This is a genomic window from Ruegeria sp. R13_0 (genome assembly GCF_017743995.1).
Classification (GTDB): domain Bacteria; phylum Pseudomonadota; class Alphaproteobacteria; order Rhodobacterales; family Rhodobacteraceae; genus Ruegeria.
Map to the genome: position 1 here is coordinate 223,818 of NZ_JAGHRB010000006.1, position 24,806 is coordinate 248,623.

Below are 24,806 nucleotides of genomic sequence, written 5' to 3' on the forward strand. Positions count from 1 at the left end.
GGTCAAAGTCAGCGTTTGATATTGGTGGTTTCCTGCAGCATCTCATCGACGGTCTGGATCACCTTGGCGCTTGAGGAATAGGCGCGCTGGGTCTTGATCATCGAGGTCAGCTCGGTCGCGACATCCGTGGTGGATTCCTCGCGCGCGAAGGATACGAGGTCACCCGTTGGGCCCTCGCCCGCATTCCACAGGAAGAACGTGCCGCTCTCACGCGACGGTGCGTAGGTTTGGCTATCCAGCGCGGTCAGGCCGTTGGGGTTTGGGACATCTGCCAGAGGGATCTGGAACATGCGACGGCTGACACCGGTGTCGTAGAAGGCATAGACGTACCCGTTTTCATCGACCTGAACACTGGTCATCGTTCCCACCGCTGACCCGTCGCGCGTGATCGAGACGGGGGCGAAGGTGTCCGACAATTGCGTGATCCCGTCTGCATCGCCGATCTCGCCGATATTGATCTCCATAGGGCCGCCTGCGACGTTCACCACCACGCTGCCGGTTGCCGGATCATAAGCCCCGCCTGTTACCGCAGCGACCGTTGCAAGCGTACCGCCTGCGGTCCGGCTGTCGGTGAAGGTCAGAGTGTATTCGCCGATCACTGCGCCACCCGACGCCGAATCGCGCATGATCATGGTCCATTCATTGCTGGACCCTGTTGCCGGAACGGTTGGCACCAGCTCGATGTCGACGCTTTCGGATTTGCCCAGGTTGTCGAAATATTCAACGGACAGGGGCTGCGTATCACCTGGTGCGCCCGCATCTGTGGCAGTGGCGGGCAGGTTCATGCGCAGGTTCATCTGTGTTGTCGGAGCACCGGACAGCTGGTTCACACTCAGCTGAATGGGCTCAAGCGCCGCGGGCGTATCCCGCGGCACAGCAGGGATCGAGCCATCCGGGTTCGCGCGCCATCCCAGAAGCACCAGACCAGATTCGGTGACCAGATAGCCCTGATCATTTGTGCGAAATGATCCGGTGGTGGTCAGCAGCATCTCATTCGAGCCACCCGCAATCTGCGAGCTTGGCCGCACCGGCAGCATCCCCCGCCCGCGCACGGCCAAATCGGTCGAGTTGTTGGTGGTGACCAGAGAGCCGCGTTGATCAATCAGCCGCTGACTTGTGGTGCGCACACCACCAGCGGAATAGCTGCCCCCTTGGCCCGAGGTGACCATGGAATGAAAATCCGTCTCCACCCGCTTGTAGCCGTAGGTCGAGGAGTTGGCGATGTTGTCTGAAATCGTAGCCAGCCTGTTGGCATTGGCCTTCAACGCCGCCACACCGGCATTCAGCGAAGAGGAAATGGTCATTGGCACGCCCTTCTGTTGCGTCAATCGTTGATGCAACAGGTAACGCGCTGGGCCTTAACAGCGCGCTAACAGGTAAAATGCCACCTATCCTTTAGCGATTTCGCAGAAAGATCACCTCGATCCGGTTGTTGCGAACGGCCATGGGATTGCTGTTCGACAACTCTCGGTCCGCGTGCCCGGTCACCCGGTCAAGCCTCTGTTCTGAAAAACCTTTATCCTCGAGAAGCTGCCGGACAACCTGCGCCCGCGCGGTGGACAAATCCCAGGCCGGGTTGTCTGCCAGAACCACCGGAGACGCGCTGACATGCCCTTCGACGGCGACGTCATTGCGCACGAGATCCGATGATCGGGCCACCAACAGAGCAAGCGCGCGCATCATCGTGGTCGGCTTGTCTGTTCCCGATTCGAACAGAAGCTGATCCTCGGTGTCGAACAGTTCGACCACCAGTCCTTCGTCGGTGACCCGCGTGACGATGTGCTTCAGCACCTTGTCCGATACCATACTCTCACCCGTGCGCCCCAAAAGCTGCGCCTCGAGTGTCGAGAAATCCTCGGTCGTGCCTTTGCCTGCGCCGTCGGCATCCACCCCGGTGGAGCCGCGCGCCTTTCGGGCCTCGGTCGGGAAACGGGCGCTTGCACCCGATCCGTCCATCACCATCGTTTTCTCGGAAAACATATTGTTGCCGCCAAAGGCCCCATCACCCCCACCCGAGACCGGGTTCACCGGAATCGTTGGCGAGAAGTAATCCGCCAGCCCTTTGCGTTGTTTTTCGGTCGTTGCATTCAGCAGCCACATCAACATGAAGAAGGCCATCATGGCCGTGACGAAGTCCGCATATGCGACCTTCCACGCGCCACCGTGATGGCCATCGCCACCTGATACACGCTTCTTCTTGATGATGATTGGCGCCGCATTGGTTTGCGCACCCATCTCCACCACCTTTTTATCACCCAGTTACAGGCGTAGCAGTGCAGGTCTTAAGGGCGGCTTAACACTTAAAATGCTTCGGACTTCGCATCATCGTGGCAAGCCCGCCGACGCCCTGCGCAGGATCAGGGACAACCGGTTGAAGCTGTTCTCAATACCCTCCGGATCGGTTTTGCCGAAGAAGCTGTCCAGCTCATCATGAACACGTACGGCCTGATCCAGCAGCGGGTCCGAACCCTCGGCATAGAGACCGGCCCGGATCATCACCTCGGACTGCTCGTAGCTGCCCACCAGTTTCCGGGTTTCCGAGATCATCTGGTTCTGGGCCTCGGTCGCGGCGGCAGGCAGGCTGCGCGACACCGACCGGCTGAGGTCAATCGCGGGGAACCGTCCGCGCTCGGCGATGTCGCGGCTCAGGACGATATGCCCGTCCAGAACGCCGCGCAGGATATCCGCAACAGGTTCGTCCATATCGGAGCCAGCGACCAGAACGCTGAAAACGGCGGTGATGTCGCCCTGCGCCTGTGTGCCCGGACCGGCGCGCTCACACAGATTGGCAATCAAGGGGGTCACCGACGGAGGGAACCCGCGCAGCGAGGGGGACTCCCCCATCGCCACGGCGATTTCACGATGCGCCTCGGCAAAACGCGTGACCGAATCGGCCAGGAACAACACGTTGAGGCCCTGATCGCGCAGATACTCGGCCACCGACATCGCCGACCACGCGCAGCGGCGACGGGCCAGAGCGGACTGATCCGAGGTCGCCGCCACCACAACCGCGCGTTTCATCGCCTCGGGCCCCAGAGCATGGGCCACGAATTCATTCACCTCGCGCCCGCGTTCCCCGACCAGAGCCACCACAACCGCATCCGCCTGCATTGACCGGGCCAGAGTCGCCAGCAGCGTCGATTTACCCACACCCGAGCCAGCGAAAAGACCCACGCGCTGGCCCTGCACGATCGGCAGCATGGTGTTTAGTACAGACAGACCCGTGGCCATCCGCTCACCCAGCGGCTTACGCTCCACGGCGGGCGGAGGGGGTTGCACAATGTCCCGCGCCTGCGCCCCCGGCAGCAGCGGTTTTCCGTCCAGCGCCCGGCCAAACGGGTCAATGACCCGACCCAACCAATGCATCCCCGGCGCAAACTCGGGCGAGGCCTTCAGGCTTACACGGTTGCCAAGGCTGACGCCATCGGGCGCGGATCCGGGAATCATGTGGATATGATCGGCCTCCACATGCAAAACTTCGCCCTCAAGATCGGGACCTGCGCGGCGGTGGAGCGTCAGCAGGTCACCGATTCGCGCGTGTTCGGTCAGGCCGCTGACCTCGATCACCCCATGCGCCACGCCGGACACAAGGCCCACATGGCGCACCGCGGACAGCCTGTCGAATTCGTATTTCAGAAGCATCGGATCGAGATCGGACATTGTGGGTTCTCCAACTGGGTTCTGAAAACGGTTTCTAAAGGAATCGGGGTTAAGCCTTGATTGAAATTGATCGAGGGAGAAGCCCCGATGTTCTCTGACCTGAACGTCTTTAAGACAGCGTACGCAATGGCAACCCATGCCGGACAACGGCAGGCCGTCATTGCGCGCAACATGGCCAACGCTGATACGCCGGGCTACCAGCCCCGCGATATCGAGGCCTTCAAAACCGCATTCGAAAACACCTCGGCTAAGACCGAAATGACCGCCACCCGGCAAGGTCATCTGAACGGCAGCAGCCCAACCGGGCAGAACTGGGCCGAGTATGAGGCTGAGTCGCATGGCGATCCCAATGGCAATGGCGTGTCGTTGGAAGGCGAGATGCTCAAAGCGATTGAGGTCAAGCGCCAGCATGACCGCGCCCTGGCGATCTATCGCTCGTCCATTGGTATTCTGCGCACCAGCCTGGGTCGTGGGTAAGGAGCGTTTGATATGAGCGATTTTTCCCATTCCCTATCCGCCTCGGCCAGCGCGTTGCGTGCGCAGGCGGCCCGGTTGCGGCACGTGTCCGAGAATATTTCAAACGCGGATACGCCCGGATACCGGCGCAAAACCGTCCCTTTTGAGACCGTCCAGCAGGACGGCAAGGCGATGGTGCAGGCGGGCCGCGTGCAGCTGGATCGCCGCGACCTGTCGCGTATTCACGACCCGAGCCACCCGCTTGCGGATGAAAGCGGGCACTACCTCGGCTCGAATGTCGATCTGATGATCGAGATCGCAGACGCGCGTGAAGCCCAGCGCAGTTACGAAGCCAACCTCAAGATGTTCGATCAGACGCGGCAGATGTCGTCGTCCCTTATGGAATTGCTTAGAAAATAAAGGAGAGCCAGAATGGATATCCGTTCCCTGACCGCCGCACAGAACTACACGGTGGCCCGCCCTGCAACGCAGGCCAATCCCGACCATGAAGGCATGGCACAGGGCCTGCGTTCAACGTTTCAGGACTTTGCCACGACCCTCAAGCAGAGCGAACAGATGTCGCAGGCCGCGATGACCGGGCAGGCCGACCCGCATGCGCTGGTGCAGGCTCTGGCCCAGACTGAACTTGCGGTCGAAACAGCCGTGATCGTCCGCAACAAGGTGGTCGAGGCCTATCAGGAAATCCTGAGAATGCCGGTCTGAGCCATGCTGAGCGAAGGTCTTTTCTACGACATCGTCCGTCAGGCGCTTTGGGTCGCGGTGATCACCTCGGTCCCGATCCTGACGGTGGCGCTGATCTCGGGCCTGATCGTGGGTCTGTTTCAGGCCCTCACCTCGGTGCAGGAGATGACGCTGACCTTCGTGCCCAAACTGATCGCCATCGTCGTCGTGTTCTGGATTTCGATGGGGTTCATGACCCAGACACTTGTCACGTTTTTCGCGGGAACCCTGGTTCCGCTGATCGCAGGAGGTCGCTGATGGATACCGCCTATGTCACCCTGTCCCGCCAATCCGGGCTGATGAATGAAATGCGGCTGGTGGCGAATAACATCGCCAATGCTAACACCACCGGCTACCGCGCGCAGGGGCTGGTGTTCTCGGAGTTCGTCCGCGACATGCCGGGCAATCCGTCTCTGTCCATGAGCCGGGCCGAGGCGCGCAATACCTCTCAGCAGCAAGGGGTCCTGACCGAAACCGGGGGGCAGTTCGACTTTGCCATCGAAGGCGATGGCTTCTTCATGGTGGAAACACCGGAAGGCAACCGCCTGACCCGTGCGGGCAGCTTCTCCCCCAATGCCGAGGGCGATTTGGTCGCCCCGGATGGCGCGCGGGTGTTGGACAGCAATGGCTCGCCGGTTTTCATCCCGCCGGATGCAGCCTCGATTGATGTGGGCAGCGACGGGACGCTCAGCGTCGAGGGGCAATTGCTGGGTCAGATCGGGGTGTACCGGGTCGAAGACCTCAAGGATTTGGTGCGCGAGGGCAATACGCGGTTCAGCGCGACAGGCAATATAGACCCTGTTGATGAGCCCGTTGTCCTGCACCGATTTCTCGAAGGTTCGAATGTCAACGCCATCGCTCAGGTGACCCGGCTGATCGAAATCCAGCGCGCCTACGAATTGGGTCAGAGCTTTCTCGAAACCGAACATGAACGGGTGCGCGGCGCGCTCAAAGCGCTGATGCGCTAAGAAAGGAGACATCCCATGCGGGCATTGAAAATCGCAGCGACAGGTATGACCGCGCAGCAAATGCGTGTCGAGACGATCTCGAACAACCTCGCGAATATGAACACCACCGGATACAACGCGCGCCGGGCCGAGTTCGCGGACCTGCACTACCAACAGATGGCGCGGGCCGGCGCGGTCAATGCCTCAGACGGGACGGTGCTGCCAACGGGTATTCAGCTGGGTCTGGGCGTGCGCCCTGCCGCTGTGACGGTGCAGCTGGCACAAGGGGCCGTGTCGGCGACGGGGAATGATCTGGACGTGGCCATCGAAGGACGCGGCTATCTTGAGGTGACGCTGCCAAACGGTCAGGCCGCCTTTACGCGCGATGGCAGCCTTAAACGCTCGGCCGAAGGGCTGATCGTGACATCGGACGGGTTCGCCGTGTCACCCGAGATCACAATTCCCGACGATGCGCGGTCCATCTCGATCAACGAGTCGGGCGAGGTCTACGCCTATTTCGACGATGCGCCCGAAGGCCAACGCCTGGGTGAGTTCACCTTGACCAGTTTCTCTAACGCCAAGGGTCTGGAGGCCATTGGCAACAATCTCTTCAAAGAGACCGAGGCCTCTGGTGCGCCGGTGCAGGGCGTACCGGGCGAGGACGGTTTGGGCACGTTGCGGCAGGGGTATCTTGAGGACAGCTCGGTCGATGCCGTGCGCGAGGTGACCGAACTGATCGAGGCCCAGCGGGGCTATGAAATGAACGCCAAGGTCATCACCGCCGTCGATCAGATGATGAGCGCAACGACGCAGGTGCGCTGATGCGTATGTTGCTGCTTGGTCTGACCCTGATAGCCCCGGTTGGGGCCTTTGCCGAGATTGTGGTGCCGACCCGGACGATCCGCGCGAAAGAGATCATCTCGCAAGCGGATCTTGAGACAAAGCCCCGTGACCTGCCGGGGGCTGTGACCGATCCGAGTGCGTTGATCGGGCAGGAGGCCCGCGTTGCGCTCTATCCTGGCCGCCCCATTCGCGCAGCGGATGTTGGTCCACCTGCGCTTGTGGATCGCAATGATCTGGTCGTTTTGGTGTTTATCAGCCAACCGCTGTCGATCACAACCGAAGGTCGTGCGTTGGGCCGGGGCGCGGTGGGGGACCGAATTCGCGTAATGAACCTGTCCTCGCGGACAACAGTGACGGGCCGGATACGGTCTGATGGTCAAATCGAGGTAAAATGATGTCTGGATTGTCAAAACCCCTTCTTCTTGCGGTACTTGCGATTTCGGCCTGCGGGCGATTGGATCACCTGGGCAAACCGCCCAGCTTCACCCCGACCGAGGATTCGCCGGAACAGGTAGCGATGCTGTGGCCGGGCCTTCCCTTACATACTCAACCGCAACGCACGGTGGATCGATCGTCGCTCTGGAGCGGCGGACAGCAGTCCCTGCTGGGTGACCAAAGGGCCATCAAGAAAGGCGATATCCTGACCGTCGTGATTGAGCTGGATGAAGAGGCCGAGATCTCCAACAACACCAACAGGTCGCGGTCAGGATCTGAAAACCTGTCCGTGCCGAACTTGCTTGGACTACCGCAAAGGGCACAGGACAAACTGCCCGAAGGGGCCTCGTTCGACGAGGCCGTTGGGATCGAATCTGAGGCCTCAAGTTCCGGCCGCGGATCGGTGCGGCGGAATGAGAAACTGACCCTGCGCGTGGCCGCAACGGTGATTGACGTGCTGCCGAACGGAGTTCTGTCGATCTCGGGCGCGCAAGAACTGCGCGTGAATTTCGAACTGCGAGAGCTGCTGGTGGCAGGTTATGTGCGCCCACAGGATATCTCGCGCAAGAATGAGATCACATATGACAAGATCGCCTCTGCACGGGTGTCCTATGGTGGTCGCGGGCAGATCACGGATGTGCAACAGCCGCGCTACGGCCAGCAGATCCTCGATACCGTTTTGCCGTTCTAAGGGGTTCTCATGATCAAGAAACTGCTTCCCGTGATCTTTCTGGTCATTGGCACCGGGGCTGGCATCGGCGCTGGGAAATTCCTTGGCGGTGGCGAGGCGAAGGTCGGGTTTGACAAGACCGAAAAGGTTGAAAAGACGGACAAAGAAACAAAAGAAAAACCCGCCAAATCAAAGGAAAAGGACAAGGGGAAAAAAAGTGAGGGGGGAGGCTTTGAATACCTGAAGCTCACCAAGCAATTTGTCGTGCCGATTGTGGAGGATGAGGAGATCTCAGCCCTCGTCACCATGTCCCTGAGCCTTGAGGCGAACTCGGCCATCACCGAAACCTTCTATGCGATCGAGCCAAAGCTACGGGACGGTTTTCTGCAAGTGTTATTCGATCACGCCAACACCGGTGGATTTGACGGAGCGTTCACGCATTCCGACAACCTAAGCACCTTGCGAAAGTCTCTGCTTGAGGTGGCGAAGAAAGACCTAGGCGATGATGTCTCGAAGGTCCTGATCATGAGTGTCAGTCGCCAGGATACCTGAGGCCGTCACGGTTTTGGCCGTGACCGCGCGCGCTTCTGTTCGGCCTTGAGGGTGTCATTCAAACGTTCAACCGCTTGTTTGCGCCCGAAGGCCTGACGCAGTTGCTGCATGGCTGCAAGTTTCTGTGCCCGGCATCGCGCCAGTTCCATGTTCAATTGCCGCCGAGTGGCGGCCTCCCACCCATTCCACAAAACATCGGTTCCGGTGATCTGATACCCATCGGTCACCGCACTGTCCTGGCGGGTCTGCACAACCTGAGCGTCAAGACGCGCCAACTGAGCCTGCACACGTGCTTCGGCCTCCAACACGGGGCGCAGTTTTTGATATTCGCTTTGATAGACCGCTTCGGTGACTGATTTCAGGGCGGGCAGTTCGTGGCGTTTCATCCAATCTGTCCTTTTGCGCGCTTTCGCATGGCTTCGGCAAAACGGATCGCAGCAGCGACCGGGCGATAGTGTTCTTCGGCGATCTCCTGCCCGATCTCGACGGTCGCGTGAATAGCGCGCGCCGTTGGCGGGTCCGAATGGATGGGAACGCCCGCCTCGCCGGCAGCCGACCGGATCGCGGCGGCTACCTCGTCGACACCCTTGGCCACACAGACGGGTGCCGCCCCAGCTGTCCGGGACCATTTCAAAGCGACTGCATAGTGGGTCGGGTTCACGATCACGACGTCGGCTTTCGGCACATCGGCCATCATCGGATTGGTCGCTATCTCCTGCGCCCGCGCGCGGCGCTGTTGTTTGACATGCGGGTCGCCTTCGGCGTCCTTGGTCTCATCCTGGATTTCCTTGCGTGACATCCGGTTCTTGCGCATGTGTTCGGCATATTGCCAAACGTAGTCGACGACCCCGATCGCAAGCGCGATGGCGATTACGATGAACAGAAAGCGAAACAGCAGGTTCATCATCAGCAGGATCGACCCATGGACCGGAGCAGCGCTGGCGGAAACGATCTCGGTCAAGTTGGCCTTGAGGAACAGGGCCAGACAGGTGCCGTAGATCAGCAGTTTGGCAAAGCTCTTGGCGAATTCGAACAGCCCGCCCCTCCCGAACTTGTTTTTGGCGTTGGATAGGAGCGAGATCCGCGAGAGTTTGGGTTGCAACTTGGTGGGCGCAAAAATCAACGCGCGCTGGGCGATGAGGCTCAGCAGAACCGCCGCCGTGGGAAGTGCAAACAGAAGGGCCACCGGCAAAAGTGCGCCCTTCAGCATTCCGGCGACCGGTGCTGTTGCAGGCCCCGATGTAACAAGCTGCGCGATGTCATCCGACTGGTCGATCAGAACCACAAACAATGTGCCCATCTGATCGACTGAAAACTTTCCGACCGTCAGTAGCGCGATCAGCAAACCGGTATAGGCGGCAACGACGGACAGATCGTTGGACTTTGCAACCTCACCTTTTTCGCGCGCTTTCTGCAGCTTCTGCGGCGTTGGATCAAAGGACTTTTCACTGTCGTCATCGGTACTCATCGACCGGAGTCCAGCGGGTTGAGGGTGAATGAAAACAGCGCGTCCGCCCAAATGGACAGGATCAGAGGTGCTCCGGCGAATAGCAGGAACAGCCCGGCAAAGGTGATCGCGGGGGCGCCGACAAAGGCAACCATCAACTGTGGCATCGCCCTGTTGATGACCCCAAGGGCGAGGTTGTAGATTAATGAGGCGATCACGAACGGAGTGGCCAGCGCAAAAGCCAACCCAAAGCTGTGGGCGATCTGCCTGACGCCCCATTGCGACAGATCAGGGGCCGAGAGGGTCTGGCCCATCGGGAACATCGCGTAGCTGTGGATCAGAAACTCGGCAACGCGGATGTGCAGTCCCATCAGCACCGCAAGGGCCAGCCCGGCCAAGGTTAGAAACATCCCCAAGGCAGGGGCCGGGTCAGCGGCCGCGCCTCCCAGAAGCTGAGACAGCGAGGTCGATTGCGCCGCGATTGACCCGGCGGTCTGCAAGGCCAGCACAAACAGGCGCAGCCCTATGCCCAAAACCATGCCGATCAGAACCTCGGTGCCGACCAGACGCGCCAGCGGCAGCAGGCCCGGATTGGATTGCGGGGAGGGCACCGCTGGCAGCACGATCAGGGTAAAGGCCACGGCGACCGCAAGCTTGACCCGGACCGGGATGCTGCGTTCGCCAAAAGCGGGCAAGAGGGTGACCACAGCGGACACCCTCAGAAAAACGGCAAACACATGCCACAGCCCCGTGCCGAGTTGTCCCAACAGCTCGGGCGGCAGGGCGATCATGCGGGTACGGTTCCGACCAGGGCGGGGCGAGCCTCAAGACCGATTTCTTCGAAGGAGAGAACCGGATTGGACACCCCGCGCGCCTGCATGATCGAGCGCAACAGGCGGCGCCGGCGGGTCGAGGTCACGACGGCCGGAAACAACCCGTGATCGGCGGATTGTGCGACGCTGTCTACCACACCGTCGGCGAGCTTGTTGAACAGATTGGGGGGCAGCGCCACGTCCAGCCCGGCGGCGGGGCCGTCGATCTGGTAGCTGGCAAACGTATCCTCCCATTCGGGGGCCAGTTGGATCAGCGGGATTGAGCCATCCTCACGTTTCATCTCGGCCACCAGTTGAAAGCCCAGCCGTTGGCGGACCAGCTCGCAAATGCCTTCGGGCTGGGTGGTGGTCAGACGCGCTTCGGCCACGCTTTCAAGGATCAGGGCCATGTTACGGATCGAAACACGCTCATCCAGCAGTAGCCTAAGAACCGCGTGCAGCGTGTCGATCGGCACCTTGTCGGGGATCAGTTCATCCAGCAGCTTGCGGTTTGCCTCGGCCCGGACAGGATCGCTGAGGCGGGTCATTTCGGACAACAGACGGCGCAGGGATTTCAATGTTAGCAGGCGTGAGAAGTTCTGCTTGATGATCTCCAGCAGATGGGTCGCCAGAATCTCTGGCGGTGAGACGATGGTCGCGCCGTTCAGGGCGGCATCCTCTTGATCTTTCGGCAGAATCCAGCGTGCGGGGGCACCGTAGACAGGCTCGGTCACGTCATTGCCTTCGGGCAGAAATTCGTGCCCGTCCTGCACCAGCGCCAATACCAGATCGGGGTTCAGCACGCCGCGCGCCTGTTCGACGCCCTGCACCTTGATGACATAGGTGCCGGTGGGCAGATCGGCGCGGTCGGTCAAGCGAATCTCGGGCAGGATGAGGCCAAAGGTCGAGGCCACATAGGTCCGCATATTCGCAATGCGCGCGTCCAGCCCGGTTCCGGGGTTCAGCACCATGCTGACAAGGTCGGGCGCGAACTCCAGATGCACGTCGTCCAGATCCAGAATATCGCCAATGGCTTGCGAAACAGGGGTTTCCGCCTCGGGGGCTGGGGTTTGGGCCTGAAGCGTCTCGGGCTTTTGTTTTTGATGGACCCTGTAGGCCGCGTATCCCAACACGCCCGCGCCCAGAATGAAGGGCAGGAAGGGCAGACCAGGGACGAGGGCGAAGAGAACCATCAACACAGCCACGGTGCCCAGCGCAGCCGGGTGCTTGCCCAGTTGCGAGAAGATGGCGTTGTCGGTCGCGCCCTGTGTGCCGCCGCGCGCCAGCAATAGCGCCGAAGCGATGGAGATGATCACCGCCGGGATTTGTGAGACCAGACCATCGCCCACGGTCAGAATAGCGTAGGTTTCAAAGGCGGATGTGACCGGCATGCCATGCACGATCACGCCCATGACCAGCCCCATCACAAGGTTCAGCAGCGTGATCAGCAGCCCGGCAACCGCATCGCCTTTGACGAATTTCGACGCGCCGTCGAGCGAGCCGAAAAAGGTCGTCTCTTGCTGTTCGCGTTCGCGCCGCTCTTTGGCTTGCTGGTGGTCGATGGCCCCGGCGGACATGTCGCTGTCGATGGCCAGTTGTTTGCCCGGCATTCCATCCAGAGCAAAGCGCGCGCCGACCTCGGCCATCCGCGCGGCGCCCTTGGTGATCACCATGAAGTTCACGATCAGCAGGACGCAGAACACCACGAGACCCAGAAAGATACTGCCGCCCATCACGAAATTGGCGAAGCCTTCGATGACGTTGCCTGCCGCATTTGGCCCGGTATGGCCCTGACCGATGATCAGTTTGGTCGATGAGACGTTGAGCGACAGCCTCAGCATCAGCGAGGCCAGCAGTATCGTCGGGAAGGATGAGAAATCCAGCGGGCGTTCGATGAACAGGGTCAGGGTGAAAATCAAAATGGCCAGCGCGAAGGAGGCGGCCAGCCCTACATCCAGCACCCAGGCCGGCATCGGCAGGATCATCATCACGATGACGGTCATCAGCGCCAGTGCCAACAGGACAGTGGGTGAGAACAGGGACCGGGCGTTTATGGTGGGCACGCTGACCTCCTAGTTGAATGCGATGAAGGCGGTGGCAGCACCCGCCGCTGGAACCAGAGACCCCAGAGACCCGCCTTTGGATTCAACCGGTTGTACCGGGATCAGCGGGGCTGCTGCGCCGGTGAAAGGGTCCCGCGATGCCACATGGGTATGCGGCGGAACGGACCCGTCCAGCTGGGCCAGAACGGTCTGGAACCGACCGCGATAGGCCTCGGCCAAAGAAGGCGTGCGCGAATGATAGGCCCCTGCGGCAGCGGGCCAGGATCCAAGCTCGGCATAGAGGTCTTTGAGAAACTTTGCGGCGTAGGTGGCGTTCTCCTGCGGGTCGAACATTGCGTCGATCGAGCGGAAGGCTTTGCCGTGCCAGCGGTAGTTGATTTGAAAGCACCCGATGTCAAAGCTGCGCTTGCCGGCTTTGAAAATCCGGAAAACATAGGTTTTGGCCTCAACCTCGGAGGTGAACCAATAGCCCTGCCCTTCGACATTGATAGTCCAGGGCCAGGGTTGCAACCGCCCGTCATGAGTTCGCCCCGTCTCAACCCGTGAAATGGCGCGCAGGATGTCCAGTGGTACGCCTTCGGACAGCGCGGCGCGGCGTGCGGCCTGATCGCAGATATCACCCGCTCGGGCATCCGGCATGGCACGCCCGGCCTGCGCAATCAGCGCAAGCGTCAGCACAAAGACAATCGAGACGAAACGATGGGGCATTCTGCCGGTCCGGGATTCGGGTCATTCCGGGCCAAGCTAGCCAGTCATCAGTTTACAGAGGGTTATCGCCCTATCATTTTCGGTCGATCCGACGCCCGAACACGACGCTGGTATTGGTGCGCAGAACACCGGGGATTTTGGCCAGTTCATCGACCAGAATATCCAGATCCTCGATCCGGGGAGCCTCGGCGGATAGCAGCAGGTCAAACTCGCCATTGATCGACAGGCAGCGTTTGACCTCGGGATAGGCCTCAAGCCGTTTGATGATGCGGGTGGTTTCCTTTTGCTGGACCTCAAGCATCACGATCACCTGCACGCGCGGGGTATCGTCACTGGCGTGCAATTGAACGGAATAGCCCGCGATCACGCCACGCTCTTCCATGCGCTTGATCCGCTCATGCACGGTAGTGCGGGCTACACCCAGCTTGGCCGCGATATTCGTGGTCGACTCACGGGCATTGTGCTGCAGCGCGGTGATGATGCGGCGGTCGAGCTGATCCATGGGGCCTCCGGCAGGGTCGCTTTGGTTTACGGTAGAAGCGCCCGGAGGCTCAAGGCTTCTGCGCCGAGGGGGCTTTGTCGGATCGCGGCCAGATGATCAGTGCAGCAGCGATCCCCAATGCGGAAGCGCAAGTTATCGTGGTCATGACCACGGTTGCGCCGAAACGGGTCATCAGCCACCCCGATAGCGGATAGAGGACCAGCCAGCAGGCATGGGACAGGGTGAACTGGGCGGCAAAAACGGCAGGTCGGTCCTCGGGCCGGGCCGAGCGGGTCAAAAGGCGGCCCGAAGGGGTCAGGGTCATCGAATAGCCAAAGCCCACGCAGGCCCAGAAGGCCGTAAGAAGCGGTAGGGAGAGTGCGCCGGATGTCAGGGCGGCTCCGGCCATACCCAACGTGCCGATGGTCGCCCCGGTCAGCATAACCCGGCGGTCCTCGACCCGATCCAGCAGAGAGGGCAGCAGGAAGGCCGCGATCATCGAGCCGCCTCCGAACCCGGCCAACGCAATGGCGACCGCACTTTCGGACAGGCCCAGATCCGCGCGCACGAGGACCACCGTATTGACGATCACCATGGAACTCAGCGAGGCGGCGGACCAGCTAAGCGCCAGCAAACCGCGCAACCGTGTGGTCGACAGATAGAGACGGATGCCCCGTGTCGTCCGGTCATAGATACCCCGTCGCGCTGCGGGTTTGGGTGAGGGCAGAATGACAGACACCACCAGCAAGGCCGAGGCGACAAAACCGGCGCTGGTGCCCCAGAACAGCGTGTCGAAGCTGACGAATAGCAGCAGTGCCGCCGCCAGCATCGGGCTGAGCAGGCTTTCCAGATCGACCGCCAACCGCGAGAGTGACAAGGCGCGGGTATAGTCGCGCTCATCCGTCAGGACGTCGGGAATCGTGGCCTGAAACGCGGGTGTGAACCCGGCGGAGGCCGATTGCAGGACGAAGATCAGCACATAGACCTGCCAGACCTCGGACACGAAGGGCAGGCACAGGGCGACCGCAGCCCGTATCAGATCCAGCACCACCAGCATCCTGCGCCGGTCGAGCTGTTCTGCAAACGCTGCCGCCAGTGGCGCAATCCCCACATAGGCGACCATCTTGATCGTCAGAGCCGTGCCCAACACCATCCCCGCAGCCTCGCCCGCCAGATCATACGCCAATAGGCCCAGCGCGATCGTCGCCAGCCCGGTCCCCGTCAACGCGACGACCTGAGCTGCCAGAAGGTGGCGGTAGGTGCGGTTTTGAAGGATGCTCAGCATGGGTCAGAGGTACTTTGTGATGGTTTTGAAATCTTCGATGGCCGATCCGTCCTCGGATGTCAGGCAATGGTCGATGTGATCGTGGATCAGAACCCGTTTGGCATTGGTGATTGCTTTTTCGACGGCGAACAGTTGCTGGGCAACGTCGGAGCAGGGCGCGTGATCTTCGAGCATGGCAATGACTTTCGCCAGATGCCCATGCGCCCGTTTCAGGCGGGCGGTGATTTGCGGGTGCGATTCATGCGTGAGATCGGTCATGATATATCCTTATCCCCCCCATGAGGATAATATCAAGCCCACCCAGCGACAGAATGCCCAGCTACAGGGTCAGCGTTGAGTTTGCCGGATAAACCGCCTATCTCGGGGTCGAGACCGCACAAAGGAAACCTCTGTGGCAAACCACCTGTATAAAAACGACCTGCCTGACGGGCTGGACCTTGGGCCGATCGTGGCCATTGACTGTGAAACCATGGGGCTGAATCCGCATCGGGATCGCTTGTGCGTGATCCAGATGTCTGGCGGCGACGGAAACAGCCATATCGTTCAGGTTGAAAAGGGGCAGACCGAGGCTCCGAACCTTTGCGCCATGTTGGAAGACCCCAACGTGCTGAAACTGTTCCATTTCGGGCGTTTCGATATCGCCGCTATGTACCACACCTTTGGGGCATTGGCTGCACCGGTGTATTGTACCAAGATCGCCAGCCGCCTTGTGCGCACCTATACCGACCGCCACGGGCTGAAAAACCTGTGTCAGGAGTTGATCGGCGTCGATATCTCGAAGCAACAGCAGATGAGCGATTGGGGGGCCGAGACCCTGTCTGAGGCCCAACTGGAATACGCGGCTTCGGACGTGTTGTACCTGCACCGCCTGCGGGATGAGCTGAACAAGCGGCTGGCCCGCGAAGGCCGGACCGAGATGGCGCAGGCCTGTTTTGACTTCCTGCCGATGCGTGCGAAACTCGACCTCGCAGGCTGGCCCGAAACTGATATTTTTGCGCACTCATGACCGATACCGAAGCATTCCTGAAAACCGCCCGTCAGGTTGTCACCGATGAGGCTCGCGCGCTGGACGCCCTGGCCGAAAGCCTGAACGAGGATTTTGCCGAAGCGGTGCAGCTGATCCTGCAGGCCACCGGTCGCATCATCATCAGCGGCATCGGCAAGTCGGGCCATATCGGCCACAAGATCGCGGCCACATTGGCCTCGACCGGCACGCCCGCCTATTTCGTCCACCCCGCCGAGGCGAGCCACGGTGATCTGGGCATGGTGTCCAAGGGCGATGTGGTTCTGGCGATCTCGAACTCCGGCGAGGCGCCGGAGCTGGTCAACCTGCTGGCCTTTACGCGCCGCTTTGGCATTCCGCTGATCGGCCTGTCCAGCAAGCCGGAAAGCACGCTGATGAAACAGGCCGACGTGCATCTGCTGATCCCTTCTTTGGGTGAGGCCTGCGGGTTCGGCATGGTGCCCTCGATCTCGACCACGCTGACGCTGGCCATGGGCGATGCGCTGGCGATCGCGCTGATGAAACACCGCGATTTCAAGCCCGAGGACTTCCGCGCCTTCCACCCAGGCGGCAAACTCGGCGCGCAGCTGTCCACGGTCCGCGACCTCATGCATGCTGATCTGCCCGTGGTGCGGTCTGGAACCTCCATGAGCGAGGCGCTGCTGGTCATGAGCCAGAAGAGCTTTGGTGTGGTGGGTGTGACAGATGATGCGGATCGCCTTTTGGGCATCGTCACCGATGGCGACTTGCGCCGCAATATGGACGGGCTTTTGAACAAGACCACGGATGAGGTCATGACCCGCGATCCTCTGACCATCGCACCCAACGCCATGGCGGAAGAGGCAGTCGGCATCATGAACGACCGCAAGATCACATCGCTGTTCGTGGTTGATCCCGACGCGGATGGGCAGGCGCAGGGTCTGCTGCATATCCACGACTGCCTGCGCGTCGGTCTGGGTTAGGGAGTGAAACGGTGGACCGCTATTCCCGCATGGTTCAGTTCCTCAAGGTGCTGTTGCCTCTGACGGCGATTGTCTTGCTGTCCACCGTTTTCCTTCTGTCGCGCAGCATCGAGACTGATGTCTCAGTGCCCTTCTCGCAGGAGGATATCGAAGATCGCCTGGCCGGGCAGGTTATTACGCAACCCAACTACCGCGGCACTACCAAAAAGGGCGAAGAGGTCCAGATTGAGTCGACCAGGGTGACCCAAGGGTCCGAAGGCGAAGAGCCGACGGCAGCGCAGTTTCGCGGGCGGTTCGGGATGCTGAACGGCGGTGAGATCAAGCTGGATTCCAACTCTGGCCTGATCCGGCCCGACAAGGGGACGGCGACCTTTGTTGGCGATGTGGTGATTACCACCTCGGACGGCATTCAGGTCACGACCGATCTGCTGAATACATCGCTGGAAGAAATACGTGGCGACACCCCCGGTCAGGTCGATGGCACCGGCGTCATTGGCACATTCTCGGCCGGTCGTATGCAATTTGGCACTGAAAAAAAGGACGGTCCGGTCCATATTCTTTTTACAGACGGCGTGAAGTTGGTATATGAGCCAACAAAAGCAGAAAGATAACCTGTGATCTATTTTCGATTTCTCTTTGTTTGCATGGCTCTGTTGACGGGTCCGGTTTCTGCCAACGCACAGGAAGCGCAGGTTGCATTTGGTTCGGTCAAGGCCGACCCCAGCCTGCCGGTCGAGGTGACCTCGGACTCACTGAACGTCAATCAAGAGGATGGATCGGCCGAGTTTCTCGGCAATGTGATCGTGATTCAGGGGGAAATGCGCCTGTCGGCTGAGCGGGTTCTGGTGATCTACAGTCAGGACCGCTCCTCCATCGAACGGATGGAAGCGACCGAGAATGTCGTTCTGGTCAGCCCTCCGGATGCCGCCGAAGGGGATCAGGCGGAATATACCATCGACACCGGCGTGATCGTGATGAAGGGTAACGTTCTGCTGACACAGGGGCCCAGCACGATCAGTGGCGATCAGATGGTTGCGAACCTGACCTCGGGCACTGCAACAATGACAGGCCGCGTTAAAACAATTCTTCAGCAGGGTGGCGGAAACTGATGGCTGCCCCAACCTTGTCTGTCGCGGAAGGAAGCGCAGGTCTGCGCATCGAGAAACTGCGCAAATCCTATCGGAAAAAAACCGTGATCCGGGACGTGTCCATGACGCTCGACCGGTCCGAGGTTGTAGCACTGCTGGGTCCGAACGGGTCGGGTAAGACCACGACCTTTTACTCGGTCGCCGGGCTGGTCTTTCCCGAAGCAGGGAAAGTCACGATAGACGGGCAGAATGTCACGACCTTGCCGATGTATCGGCGCGCGCGTCTTGGGATCGGCTACCTGCCGCAGGAGATGTCGATTTTCCGCGGCATGAGCGTCGAGGACAATATCGCCTCGGTTTTGGATATCACCGTCAAGCACGCCCATCGCCGGAAAGAGCGGTTGGAGGAGCTGCTGTCGGATTTCTCGATCGAACACCTACGCCGCGCGCCAGCGCTTGCTCTGTCGGGCGGTGAACGACGCCGGGTCGAGATCGCGCGCTGTCTGGCCGCCGATCCGAAATATCTGCTGCTCGACGAACCCTTTGCGGGCGTTGATCCGATCAGTGTGGGGGACATCCGGCATCTGGTGGCTGATCTGAAGAAACGCGGGATTGGCGTGTTAATCACCGACCACAACGTGCGCGAAACACTCGAGATCGTGGATCGCGCCTATATCCTGCATGACGGGCAGGTTCTGATGTCAGGTACACCTGACGAAGTGGTCGAGAACGAAAACGTGCGCCGGGTTTATCTGGGCGAAAACTTCCGTATTTCATAGGGTTGGGCGATTTTTCGCCGGAAGATTTGCGGAAATCGCGTATATACACCGCTGTTTTGATTGACTCTTCCGCCGCCTCTTGTCTCAATTGGGGTATGGCATTTATTCGGTTCCAGTCTGGATCTCGATACCCCTTCACGGAAGGGCAGGGACGGCAGCAACCGATCAAAATGTCGATATCCCCCACCCGATAAAAACAAGCATGTTGCGTGACGCGACGTCAGAATGGGTGTGAATTGTGAAGGAGACCACATGCGTTACCAAATCAGCGGAAAACAGATCGACATCGGTGCGGCCCTGCAGACCCACGTGCAGACCGAACTGGGCGAAGTTGTTGGCAAATATGCCCAGCGCCCGACCGACGCCAATGTCGTCTTTTCCCGTTCGGCGCATGAATATGTATGCGAAACGACTGTACATTTATCCACCGGCCTGACCGCTCAGGCCAAGGCCCACGCGACCGAGATCTATGCAGCGTTCGAGGCATGCTGTGACAAGATGGAAACACAGTTGCGCCGCTACAAGCGCCGCCTTAAGGACCATCACAAGGATCGTTCTGAGCCTGTTGAACTCTTTGGGGCGTCCTCTTATATCCTCGCCTCTGACGAATCGAACACGGCAGATGAACCCGAATCGCTACAGCCCATGATTGTGGCTGAGATGGAAACGAAGATCCCATCGCTCAGCGTTGGTGAGGCCGTAATGCAAATGGAACTTGCCGGTGCGCCGGTGTTGGTGTTCCGGAATGAGAACAAGGATGGGTTGAATGTCGTGTATCGCCGCGATGACGGCAATATCGGCTGGATCGATCCTTAAACAGGCAAGTTGAGAGAGATCGGCCTTAGCACGCAAAGGCCGCTATGGAGCATGATCATGGAGCTTTCGAGCATTTTAAAGCCCGAAGCAGTACGTGTGTTATCTGCCGCTTCTAGCAAGAAGCGGCTGTTTCAGGAAATCGGCGATGTTGCTGCCGGTGCTTTGGACCTGGATGCCCAGGTCGTCGTGGATTGCCTGCTGGAGCGCGAAAGCCTCGGGCCCACGGGTGTGGGGCATGGCGTGGCATTGCCACATGCGCGGCTGGGCGGGATCGAGTCGGTCTCGGGCGTTTTTGTGATGCTTGAAAAGCCGATCGACTTTAGCGCGGTTGACCGTCAGCCAGTGGATATCGCCTTTGCGCTGTTTGCCCCCGAAGAGGCGGGTGTGGATCACCTCAAGGCTTTGGCACTGGTGTCGCGCACCCTTCGTGACAGCGCTGTTTGCGCCAAGCTGCGGGCGAACCCCGATCCGGTCAAGCTATACGCGATCCTGACCGAAGCGCAGTCCATGCAAGCCGCCTAAAGCGCAGTTAAAAAACAAAAAAAGCCCGCAAATACTGCGGGCTTTTTTGTTGTTGGGAAGGGCTAAGTGTCAGCCGCCGGTTCCCATTTCCAGCGTCCACCAGATCTTACCGCCGTTTTCCTGATGCCACGCAAAACCCATCTGGGTGGCCTGGGGATCCAGGATCACGGAACGGGGGCCGGGTTCCTGCATCCAGGCGGCCAGTGTCTCGGTTTCCGTCTCATAAGTTTCCGAGATGGCCTCGCCCAGGAATGTCCCGAAATAGCCCACACGTGCTGCACGGTCGATCGGGGAAGAGCCATCCGATCCGAAGTGCCAGGGGCGATTCTGCCGGGCCATATCCTTGGAATGCGTCGCGGCCGCCGCGTTCAACTGAGAGTTCAGCTGTACGGACTGCAAGCCCTGCGCTTGCCGCAGTGCATTCACCGAATCGAGCATGCGGAACTGCAGCTTCTCGGGGTTGCCGCGGATTTTGTAAACTGAGGGCAAGGGGCGACCGTCGGCACCCAGCGCCGTGGTCCCCGTGTCGGTACATGCCGCCAAGGCGACAAGGCAAATCAACAGAAAAGAAAAGATACGCGTCATGATCGACCTGATTATTGTGTCGTTAACGGGCATAACGCGCTAGGCTGTCTTGAGCAAACGCACAATGACCAAACCCTGCATGATTCTGCCGGTTTGGTTTGCGACTGAAGCATTCTGGCAATAAAATGTGCCAGATTTTACATTTCGCCATAACGAAGGACCTTTTGTCATGGTTAAAAAGCACATTCCTCTTTCGACCCGCCGGGGGTTTCTGGTCGGAGCCTCGTCTCTGCTGGCCTCGCCTACGATCGCGCAGTATATCCCGGGCGACCCGCTGCGCCCGGCCCCTGAACCCGAAGCGCCGGTGCGGCGCAACGTCTCGGGTTTCCGTGCACAGGACTGGCGGCCTTATTTTTCGAGCACCAGAAACGGGGCCATTCTGGTCGACACCACGTCACGAGCGCTGCATTATTGGTCAAGTGATCAATCTGTGTACAAACTCTACCCCTCTTCGGTTCCTTTGACCGAAGAAATGACCCGTCGCGGGCGCACCAGTGTCATTCGCAAGGTTGAGGGGCCAAGTTGGTCTCCGACGCCGTCGATGAAGAAGCGAAACCCCGAATGGCCCGATTACATCCCGCCCGGCCCCGATAACCCATTGGGAACGCACGCTTTGTATCTGGGGTGGAAGTATTACCGCATCCACGGCACCCATGACACGCGCAAGATCGGGCGGAAATCTTCGAATGGCTGCATCGGCCTGTTCAACGAAGACATCGCCGAGCTGTTCTCAATGGCGAAGGTCGGCACGCAAGTGTTGCTAATTTGACGACATTTTCGCTCACCGACTCGATTAATCGGCAAGTTGCAATTGCATTCCAACCGCTTTGCTGATTAGAAAAATATCACGAGGTAAGTCTTAGATGTGCGGTTCCGCGGACTGGAGCCGTGCAGATTCTGGAGGTTAATATGAAAAAACTCGTTCTCGCCGCTGCACTGACCGCTGCTGCTTCGACCGCTTATGCCGGTAACCTGGAAGAGCCGGTTGTTGAGGCACCTGTAGTTGTTGAAGAGACCCAGGGCACGTCGCAGGGCATCGTCCTGCCGCTGATCCTGCTGGTTGTTGTTGCCGCAGCTATTGCAGCAAGCTAATTCAACGAGCATTATCCAGAGAAAAGGCGGTGGAGCTTTCCACCGCCTTTTTTCATGTCCAGCTATCGGCGCTGGTTATAGCGCTTCGAGTCTATTTTGTATCGCTAATTCGCTGCTTTTCTCTTCCGTCGAACGCGAAAAGCGATACAGGGCGCTTCAACGAAAACTCGAAACGCTTTAGTTCAGCCAGCCGTTGAGGTTGTCTTCGATGATCTTGCCCAAAGCGGCGATATGCGAATCATCGTCGTTGAGGCAGGGGATATAGGTGAAGTGTTCACCGCCGGCCTCTTCAAAGCTGTCCTTGATCTCTTCGTTGATCTCTTCCAGCGTCTCGATGCAATCGGCCGAGAACGCCGGCGCAATCACCGCGATGTTCTTTTTGCCCTGTTTCGCCAGATCGGCCACATGGTCGACCGTATAGGGTTTCAACCATTCCTCAGGGCCAAAGCGTGACTGGAAGGTTGAGACCAGCTGATCGTCCGACCAGCCGAGCCGCTCTTTCAGTAATCGTGAGGTCTTGACGCATTGGCAATGATAGGGATCGCCCTGTTGCAGATATCGTTCAGGCATCCCGTGGTAGGAGCAGACCAGCACATCCGGCTTGGTCTCCATCTTGGCATAGGCGCGTTCGACGGATTGGGCCAACGCCTCAATATAGGTGGGTTCGTCGTAATAGGCGGGCACCGTACGGCTCGCAGGTTGCCAGGGTTCCTCCATCAGGCAACGGAAGAACTGGTCATTGGCGGTTGCCGTCGTGGCCCCGGCATAGTGCGGATAGAGCGGGAAGAACAGGATACGGTCGCATCCCTCTGCCACCATATTCCGGACCTTGGATTTGGTCGACGGATTGCCGTAGCGCATGCAGAAATCGACCATCACCTGATCGCCATAGCGGGCCTGCATCGCATCGCGCAGCTTGGCGGTCTGGTCCTTGGTGATCGTCATCAGCGGGCTTTCACCCTTGTCGTGATTCCAGATCGACTTGTAGGCCTCGCCCGAGCTGAAGGGGCGTTTGGTCAGGATGATTGCCTGCAGAATCGGCTGCCATTTCCACGCCGGATAGTCGATCACGCGGCGGTCCGAGAGGAACTCGTTCAGATAACGGCGCATTGGCCAATAGCTGTAGTGATCGGGCGTGCCCAAATTGGCCAGCAGGATGCCCACGCGCCCCATTTTAACCTTGGGGTGGTCGGCTGGTGCATGCACGGGGCGTGTTGCGTCAAACATTTGGGTCTTCCTGCATTTTCTAGGTCTGGCCTGAGATAAGGGGAAATATCCGGTCGTCAATCGGACAGTTTGCCTTCATCTGTACCAAGGGCTTCGGCAAGGCGCATCCGGGCGGATCCTGGTCGCAGCGGTTTGGGTTGGCTGACGTCTGGTGACCAGCCGGTCAGGCAGATCATCTCGAACGTGGCGGGCAGGCGGCCTTGAGGCGTCGCGAAGTGTTCCGCGTAGATACTCTGCGCGCGTTCGAACACCTTGCGGCGGGTCGGGGATTTCAATCGGTTGGTCAGCACGTTGGTCTCGGCCATTGCGCGCAGGTCCTGCATCAGATGGGTCAGGTCGCGATATTCCGCCGTCATAGGTACCGCATCCGCCACCGGCAGCGCCAACCCCGCGCGTTGCAGCAGAGCGCCCAGATCCCGCAGCTCTCCCATCGGAGCGATTCGGGGGCTGAGGCCACCGGTCACCTCGATTTCGGCCTGCCCCACGGCGGCGCGCAGCTGATGCAGGGTTTCTCCGCCGAGACAGACGGTCAGAAGCAACCCGTCCGGGCGTAAGGCGCGGTGGCATTGGATCAGCTGGCCGACCGGGTCATTGGCCCAATGCAGGGCCATCGCGTGAACCACGAGATCATGCGTGCCGGGCGTAAGCGCCAGCGTTTCCTCATCCGCCACGAGTGTCGCGCCGGTCAGGGTATCCTGCCAGATATGCGCAAACGGGGTCACAATCGCGGGCGCTGTAAAGGTTCTGTTAACCATGCCCAGCCGATCCTGCACCTCGTCCACAGCGGCGCGGTGCAGAAACAGGGCCTCATCCTGAACCCGCGCGCGGCGGTGGCGCAGGGTGGCTCGGTCGAACAGGGGGGGTGCATTGGACGCAGGCATTTTCATACCCCGCAGGTATCGCATTTGGCCCCGAGTTCAAACAGCGTTGCACCTGATCTATCCCCCGCGATGCATGAGCTGCGGAGAGCTGACCGAATCCGACTTTGGCCTCTGTGCAACATGTTGGCGGGACACGCCGTTCATCGGCGGAACGGTCTGCGACAGTTGCGGCATGCCCGTCCCCGGCGAAAGGGACGGCTTTCGGATCGACTGTGACGATTGCCGAATAACGCTGCGTCCGTGGCAGGACGGGCGCGCAGCGCTGCTGTACAAGGGGCGGGCGAAATCCCTGGTCCTGGCCTTGAAACATGGCGATCGGCCCGAGCTGGCCAAACCCGCCGCGCGCTGGATGGCGCAGGCAGGCCGAGAGGTTCTGAAGCCCGACATGCTGATCGCTCCGGTTCCCCTGCACTGGTCCCGCCTGGTGAAACGGCGGTACAACCAATCGGCGCTTCTGGCGCAGCATCTGGGGCGCGAGACAGGGTTGGAGGTCTGCCCGGACCTGCTGGTGCGCACGGCGCGCACCCCGGTTCTGGACGGCAAGACCGCCGTCCAACGGGCCGAGGCACTGGATGGGGTCATTGCACCGCATCCCAAACGGCATCAGCGCATTAAAGGGCGCGATATCCTGTTGGTGGATGACGTGATGACTTCGGGTGCCACGCTGGCGGCCTGTACGCGGGCGTGTCTTGCCGCAGGGGCAAATCATATTTTCGTGTTGGTGCTGGCGCGCGTTGCCAAGGATGCCTAA

Annotated in this window: 33 protein-coding genes; 19 read left to right on the top strand and 14 right to left on the bottom strand. The window is 59.9% G+C overall.

What is annotated here, in order from left to right; genetic code table 11:
* Positions 1-8: 8 nt before the first annotated feature.
* From J7394_RS10150 to J7394_RS10160, 3 genes are all read right to left on the bottom strand, one after another.
* Complete coding sequence (locus J7394_RS10150) at positions 9-1,304, bottom strand: flagellar hook protein FlgE (protein WP_209252779.1); 1,296 nt, start codon at positions 1,302-1,304, stop codon at positions 9-11.
* Positions 1,305-1,395: 91 nt separating this feature from the next.
* Positions 1,396-2,235, bottom strand: coding sequence for a flagellar motor protein MotB (locus J7394_RS10155; protein WP_209252780.1), 840 nt, complete (start codon positions 2,233-2,235; stop codon positions 1,396-1,398).
* Positions 2,236-2,322: 87 nt separating this feature from the next.
* Complete coding sequence (locus tag J7394_RS10160; RefSeq protein WP_209252786.1) at positions 2,323-3,660, bottom strand: FliI/YscN family ATPase; 1,338 nt, start codon at positions 3,658-3,660, stop codon at positions 2,323-2,325.
* A gap of 87 nt (positions 3,661-3,747) precedes the next feature.
* Between J7394_RS10160 and J7394_RS10165 the strand changes: the two genes are divergently transcribed.
* Genes J7394_RS10165 through J7394_RS10205 form a run of 9 tightly spaced genes read left to right on the top strand, consistent with a single transcriptional unit; the run spans position 3,748 to position 8,304 of the window.
* Positions 3,748-4,137 (top strand): FlgB family protein, encoded by a 390-nt coding sequence (locus J7394_RS10165; protein ID WP_209252787.1) that lies wholly within the window; start codon positions 3,748-3,750, stop codon positions 4,135-4,137.
* A 12-nt stretch (positions 4,138-4,149) separates the two neighbouring features.
* Positions 4,150-4,536, top strand: a complete 387-nt coding sequence (flgC, locus tag J7394_RS10170; RefSeq protein WP_170479807.1) for a flagellar basal body rod protein FlgC — start codon at positions 4,150-4,152, stop codon at positions 4,534-4,536.
* 12 nt (positions 4,537-4,548) lie between these two features.
* Complete coding sequence (gene fliE / locus J7394_RS10175) at positions 4,549-4,839, top strand: flagellar hook-basal body complex protein FliE (RefSeq protein ID WP_170463000.1); 291 nt, start codon at positions 4,549-4,551, stop codon at positions 4,837-4,839.
* 3 nt (positions 4,840-4,842) lie between these two features.
* Positions 4,843-5,115: a flagellar biosynthetic protein FliQ gene (locus J7394_RS10180; protein WP_209252788.1), complete on the top strand. Its 273-nt coding sequence runs from the start codon at positions 4,843-4,845 to the stop codon at positions 5,113-5,115.
* Complete coding sequence (locus tag J7394_RS10185) at positions 5,115-5,825, top strand: flagellar hook-basal body complex protein (RefSeq protein ID WP_170463001.1); 711 nt, start codon at positions 5,115-5,117, stop codon at positions 5,823-5,825. The genes J7394_RS10180 and J7394_RS10185 overlap by 1 nt, the downstream gene beginning before the upstream one ends.
* Positions 5,826-5,840: 15 nt before the next feature.
* Positions 5,841-6,626 (top strand): flagellar basal-body rod protein FlgG, encoded by a 786-nt coding sequence (flgG, locus tag J7394_RS10190; protein ID WP_209252790.1) that lies wholly within the window; start codon positions 5,841-5,843, stop codon positions 6,624-6,626.
* The gene (gene flgA / locus J7394_RS10195; RefSeq protein WP_209252792.1) at positions 6,626-7,042 is read left to right on the top strand and encodes a flagellar basal body P-ring formation chaperone FlgA; all 417 of its coding nucleotides are present in this window, start codon (positions 6,626-6,628) and stop codon (positions 7,040-7,042) included. Before flgG ends, flgA begins: the two co-directional genes overlap by 1 nt.
* Positions 7,042-7,773 (top strand): flagellar basal body L-ring protein FlgH, encoded by a 732-nt coding sequence (gene flgH / locus J7394_RS10200; RefSeq protein ID WP_209252794.1) that lies wholly within the window; start codon positions 7,042-7,044, stop codon positions 7,771-7,773. The genes flgA and flgH overlap by 1 nt, the downstream gene beginning before the upstream one ends.
* A 9-nt stretch (positions 7,774-7,782) precedes the next feature.
* Positions 7,783-8,304, top strand: coding sequence for a flagellar basal body-associated protein FliL (locus tag J7394_RS10205; protein ID WP_209252796.1), 522 nt, complete (start codon positions 7,783-7,785; stop codon positions 8,302-8,304).
* A gap of 5 nt (positions 8,305-8,309) precedes the next feature.
* Here J7394_RS10205 and J7394_RS10210 read toward each other — a convergent pair whose 3' ends face one another.
* The 8 genes from J7394_RS10210 to J7394_RS10245 form a co-directional block, all read right to left on the bottom strand.
* Complete coding sequence (locus J7394_RS10210) at positions 8,310-8,690, bottom strand: hypothetical protein (protein WP_170491458.1); 381 nt, start codon at positions 8,688-8,690, stop codon at positions 8,310-8,312.
* Positions 8,687-9,772, bottom strand: coding sequence for a flagellar type III secretion system protein FlhB (gene flhB / locus J7394_RS10215; RefSeq protein WP_209252797.1), 1,086 nt, complete (start codon positions 9,770-9,772; stop codon positions 8,687-8,689). The genes J7394_RS10210 and flhB overlap by 4 nt, the downstream gene beginning before the upstream one ends.
* On the bottom strand, positions 9,769-10,542 hold the full coding sequence (locus J7394_RS10220; protein ID WP_209252798.1) for a flagellar biosynthetic protein FliR: 774 nt from the start codon (positions 10,540-10,542) through the stop codon (positions 9,769-9,771). The genes flhB and J7394_RS10220 overlap by 4 nt, the downstream gene beginning before the upstream one ends.
* Entirely contained in the window at positions 10,539-12,566 is a 2,028-nt protein-coding gene (gene flhA / locus J7394_RS10225; protein ID WP_247748164.1) for a flagellar biosynthesis protein FlhA, read from the bottom strand. Before flhA ends, J7394_RS10220 begins: the two co-directional genes overlap by 4 nt.
* A gap of 69 nt (positions 12,567-12,635) precedes the next feature.
* Positions 12,636-13,334 (bottom strand): lytic transglycosylase domain-containing protein, encoded by a 699-nt coding sequence (locus J7394_RS10230; RefSeq protein ID WP_371811995.1) that lies wholly within the window; start codon positions 13,332-13,334, stop codon positions 12,636-12,638.
* Positions 13,335-13,407: 73 nt separating this feature from the next.
* A complete protein-coding gene (locus J7394_RS10235) occupies positions 13,408-13,836 on the bottom strand; it encodes an Lrp/AsnC family transcriptional regulator (protein WP_209252800.1) in 429 nt (142 codons plus the stop codon).
* 49 nt (positions 13,837-13,885) lie between these two features.
* Positions 13,886-15,100, bottom strand: coding sequence for an MFS transporter (locus J7394_RS10240; RefSeq protein ID WP_209252801.1), 1,215 nt, complete (start codon positions 15,098-15,100; stop codon positions 13,886-13,888).
* Between the two features lie 3 nt (positions 15,101-15,103).
* Complete coding sequence (locus J7394_RS10245) at positions 15,104-15,358, bottom strand: metal-sensing transcriptional repressor (protein ID WP_209252802.1); 255 nt, start codon at positions 15,356-15,358, stop codon at positions 15,104-15,106.
* 133 nt (positions 15,359-15,491) lie between these two features.
* On the opposite strand from J7394_RS10245, the gene J7394_RS10250 reads away from it, so the two are divergent.
* From J7394_RS10250 to J7394_RS10280, 7 genes are all read left to right on the top strand, one after another.
* Positions 15,492-16,106 (top strand): ribonuclease D, encoded by a 615-nt coding sequence (locus J7394_RS10250; RefSeq protein ID WP_209252804.1) that lies wholly within the window; start codon positions 15,492-15,494, stop codon positions 16,104-16,106.
* Positions 16,103-17,065 carry an SIS domain-containing protein gene (locus J7394_RS10255; RefSeq protein ID WP_209252806.1) on the top strand — a complete coding sequence of 321 codons (963 nt, stop codon included), beginning with the start codon at positions 16,103-16,105 and terminating at the stop codon, positions 17,063-17,065. The genes J7394_RS10250 and J7394_RS10255 overlap by 4 nt, the downstream gene beginning before the upstream one ends.
* Positions 17,066-17,076: 11 nt before the next feature.
* On the top strand, positions 17,077-17,676 hold the full coding sequence (lptC, locus tag J7394_RS10260) for an LPS export ABC transporter periplasmic protein LptC (RefSeq protein ID WP_170720846.1): 600 nt from the start codon (positions 17,077-17,079) through the stop codon (positions 17,674-17,676).
* A gap of 33 nt (positions 17,677-17,709) precedes the next feature.
* Complete coding sequence (locus tag J7394_RS10265; RefSeq protein WP_209252807.1) at positions 17,710-18,174, top strand: LptA/OstA family protein; 465 nt, start codon at positions 17,710-17,712, stop codon at positions 18,172-18,174.
* Positions 18,174-18,932: an LPS export ABC transporter ATP-binding protein gene (lptB, locus tag J7394_RS10270; protein ID WP_170379956.1), complete on the top strand. Its 759-nt coding sequence runs from the start codon at positions 18,174-18,176 to the stop codon at positions 18,930-18,932. Before J7394_RS10265 ends, lptB begins: the two co-directional genes overlap by 1 nt.
* A gap of 252 nt (positions 18,933-19,184) precedes the next feature.
* Positions 19,185-19,748 (top strand): ribosome hibernation-promoting factor, HPF/YfiA family, encoded by a 564-nt coding sequence (hpf, locus tag J7394_RS10275; protein WP_170379957.1) that lies wholly within the window; start codon positions 19,185-19,187, stop codon positions 19,746-19,748.
* 57 nt (positions 19,749-19,805) lie between these two features.
* Positions 19,806-20,270 (top strand): PTS sugar transporter subunit IIA, encoded by a 465-nt coding sequence (locus tag J7394_RS10280; RefSeq protein WP_170463062.1) that lies wholly within the window; start codon positions 19,806-19,808, stop codon positions 20,268-20,270.
* Between the two features lie 69 nt (positions 20,271-20,339).
* Here J7394_RS10280 and J7394_RS10285 read toward each other — a convergent pair whose 3' ends face one another.
* A complete protein-coding gene (locus J7394_RS10285) occupies positions 20,340-20,855 on the bottom strand; it encodes a CAP domain-containing protein (RefSeq protein WP_209252808.1) in 516 nt (171 codons plus the stop codon).
* A gap of 169 nt (positions 20,856-21,024) precedes the next feature.
* Between J7394_RS10285 and J7394_RS10290 the strand changes: the two genes are divergently transcribed.
* Together J7394_RS10290 and J7394_RS10295 are read left to right on the top strand one after the other, a co-directional pair.
* Positions 21,025-21,624, top strand: a complete 600-nt coding sequence (locus tag J7394_RS10290) for a L,D-transpeptidase (protein WP_209252809.1) — start codon at positions 21,025-21,027, stop codon at positions 21,622-21,624.
* 140 nt (positions 21,625-21,764) lie between these two features.
* Positions 21,765-21,947, top strand: coding sequence for a hypothetical protein (locus tag J7394_RS10295; protein ID WP_209252810.1), 183 nt, complete (start codon positions 21,765-21,767; stop codon positions 21,945-21,947).
* Between the two features lie 177 nt (positions 21,948-22,124).
* Here the strand turns inward: J7394_RS10295 and hemH are convergent, their stop codons facing one another.
* Together hemH and J7394_RS10305 are read right to left on the bottom strand one after the other, a co-directional pair.
* Positions 22,125-23,174 carry a ferrochelatase gene (gene hemH / locus J7394_RS10300; protein WP_209252811.1) on the bottom strand — a complete coding sequence of 350 codons (1,050 nt, stop codon included), beginning with the start codon at positions 23,172-23,174 and terminating at the stop codon, positions 22,125-22,127.
* A 56-nt stretch (positions 23,175-23,230) separates the two neighbouring features.
* Positions 23,231-24,061 (bottom strand): class I SAM-dependent methyltransferase, encoded by an 831-nt coding sequence (locus tag J7394_RS10305; RefSeq protein WP_209252812.1) that lies wholly within the window; start codon positions 24,059-24,061, stop codon positions 23,231-23,233.
* On the opposite strand from J7394_RS10305, the gene J7394_RS10310 reads away from it, so the two are divergent.
* Positions 24,042-24,806, top strand: a complete 765-nt coding sequence (locus J7394_RS10310; RefSeq protein WP_256439811.1) for a ComF family protein — start codon at positions 24,042-24,044, stop codon at positions 24,804-24,806. The two genes, J7394_RS10305 and J7394_RS10310, sit on opposite strands and share 20 nt — an antisense overlap.

Coding starts and splice junctions, on each gene's coding strand:
- hpf (WP_170379957.1), top strand. CDS start 19,185: ATGCGTTACCAAATCAGCGGAAAACAGATCGACATCGGTGCGGCCCTG.
- flgG (WP_209252790.1), top strand. CDS start 5,841: ATGCGGGCATTGAAAATCGCAGCGACAGGTATGACCGCGCAGCAAATG.
- J7394_RS10205 (WP_209252796.1), top strand. CDS start 7,783: ATGATCAAGAAACTGCTTCCCGTGATCTTTCTGGTCATTGGCACCGGG.
- flgA (WP_209252792.1), top strand. CDS start 6,626: ATGCGTATGTTGCTGCTTGGTCTGACCCTGATAGCCCCGGTTGGGGCC.
- J7394_RS10265 (WP_209252807.1), top strand. CDS start 17,710: ATGGCTCTGTTGACGGGTCCGGTTTCTGCCAACGCACAGGAAGCGCAG.
- J7394_RS10290 (WP_209252809.1), top strand. CDS start 21,025: ATGGTTAAAAAGCACATTCCTCTTTCGACCCGCCGGGGGTTTCTGGTC.
- J7394_RS10160 (WP_209252786.1), bottom strand. CDS start 3,660: ATGTCCGATCTCGATCCGATGCTTCTGAAATACGAATTCGACAGGCTG.
- J7394_RS10155 (WP_209252780.1), bottom strand. CDS start 2,235: ATGGGTGCGCAAACCAATGCGGCGCCAATCATCATCAAGAAGAAGCGT.
- flgC (WP_170479807.1), top strand. CDS start 4,150: ATGAGCGATTTTTCCCATTCCCTATCCGCCTCGGCCAGCGCGTTGCGT.
- J7394_RS10240 (WP_209252801.1), bottom strand. CDS start 15,100: ATGCTGAGCATCCTTCAAAACCGCACCTACCGCCACCTTCTGGCAGCT.
- J7394_RS10165 (WP_209252787.1), top strand. CDS start 3,748: ATGTTCTCTGACCTGAACGTCTTTAAGACAGCGTACGCAATGGCAACC.
- flhA (WP_247748164.1), bottom strand. CDS start 12,566: ATGACCGTCATCGTGATGATGATCCTGCCGATGCCGGCCTGGGTGCTG.
- fliE (WP_170463000.1), top strand. CDS start 4,549: ATGGATATCCGTTCCCTGACCGCCGCACAGAACTACACGGTGGCCCGC.
- J7394_RS10185 (WP_170463001.1), top strand. CDS start 5,115: ATGGATACCGCCTATGTCACCCTGTCCCGCCAATCCGGGCTGATGAAT.
- J7394_RS10210 (WP_170491458.1), bottom strand. CDS start 8,690: ATGAAACGCCACGAACTGCCCGCCCTGAAATCAGTCACCGAAGCGGTC.
- lptB (WP_170379956.1), top strand. CDS start 18,174: ATGGCTGCCCCAACCTTGTCTGTCGCGGAAGGAAGCGCAGGTCTGCGC.
- J7394_RS10295 (WP_209252810.1), top strand. CDS start 21,765: ATGAAAAAACTCGTTCTCGCCGCTGCACTGACCGCTGCTGCTTCGACC.
- J7394_RS10235 (WP_209252800.1), bottom strand. CDS start 13,836: ATGGATCAGCTCGACCGCCGCATCATCACCGCGCTGCAGCACAATGCC.
- J7394_RS10245 (WP_209252802.1), bottom strand. CDS start 15,358: ATGACCGATCTCACGCATGAATCGCACCCGCAAATCACCGCCCGCCTG.
- J7394_RS10285 (WP_209252808.1), bottom strand. CDS start 20,855: ATGACGCGTATCTTTTCTTTTCTGTTGATTTGCCTTGTCGCCTTGGCG.
- J7394_RS10150 (WP_209252779.1), bottom strand. CDS start 1,304: ATGACCATTTCCTCTTCGCTGAATGCCGGTGTGGCGGCGTTGAAGGCC.
- J7394_RS10220 (WP_209252798.1), bottom strand. CDS start 10,542: ATGATCGCCCTGCCGCCCGAGCTGTTGGGACAACTCGGCACGGGGCTG.
- J7394_RS10305 (WP_209252812.1), bottom strand. CDS start 24,061: ATGAAAATGCCTGCGTCCAATGCACCCCCCCTGTTCGACCGAGCCACC.
- flgH (WP_209252794.1), top strand. CDS start 7,042: ATGTCTGGATTGTCAAAACCCCTTCTTCTTGCGGTACTTGCGATTTCG.
- J7394_RS10255 (WP_209252806.1), top strand. CDS start 16,103: ATGACCGATACCGAAGCATTCCTGAAAACCGCCCGTCAGGTTGTCACC.
- flhB (WP_209252797.1), bottom strand. CDS start 9,772: ATGAGTACCGATGACGACAGTGAAAAGTCCTTTGATCCAACGCCGCAG.
- hemH (WP_209252811.1), bottom strand. CDS start 23,174: ATGTTTGACGCAACACGCCCCGTGCATGCACCAGCCGACCACCCCAAG.
- J7394_RS10230 (WP_371811995.1), bottom strand. CDS start 13,334: ATGCCCCATCGTTTCGTCTCGATTGTCTTTGTGCTGACGCTTGCGCTG.
- J7394_RS10180 (WP_209252788.1), top strand. CDS start 4,843: ATGCTGAGCGAAGGTCTTTTCTACGACATCGTCCGTCAGGCGCTTTGG.
- J7394_RS10280 (WP_170463062.1), top strand. CDS start 19,806: ATGGAGCTTTCGAGCATTTTAAAGCCCGAAGCAGTACGTGTGTTATCT.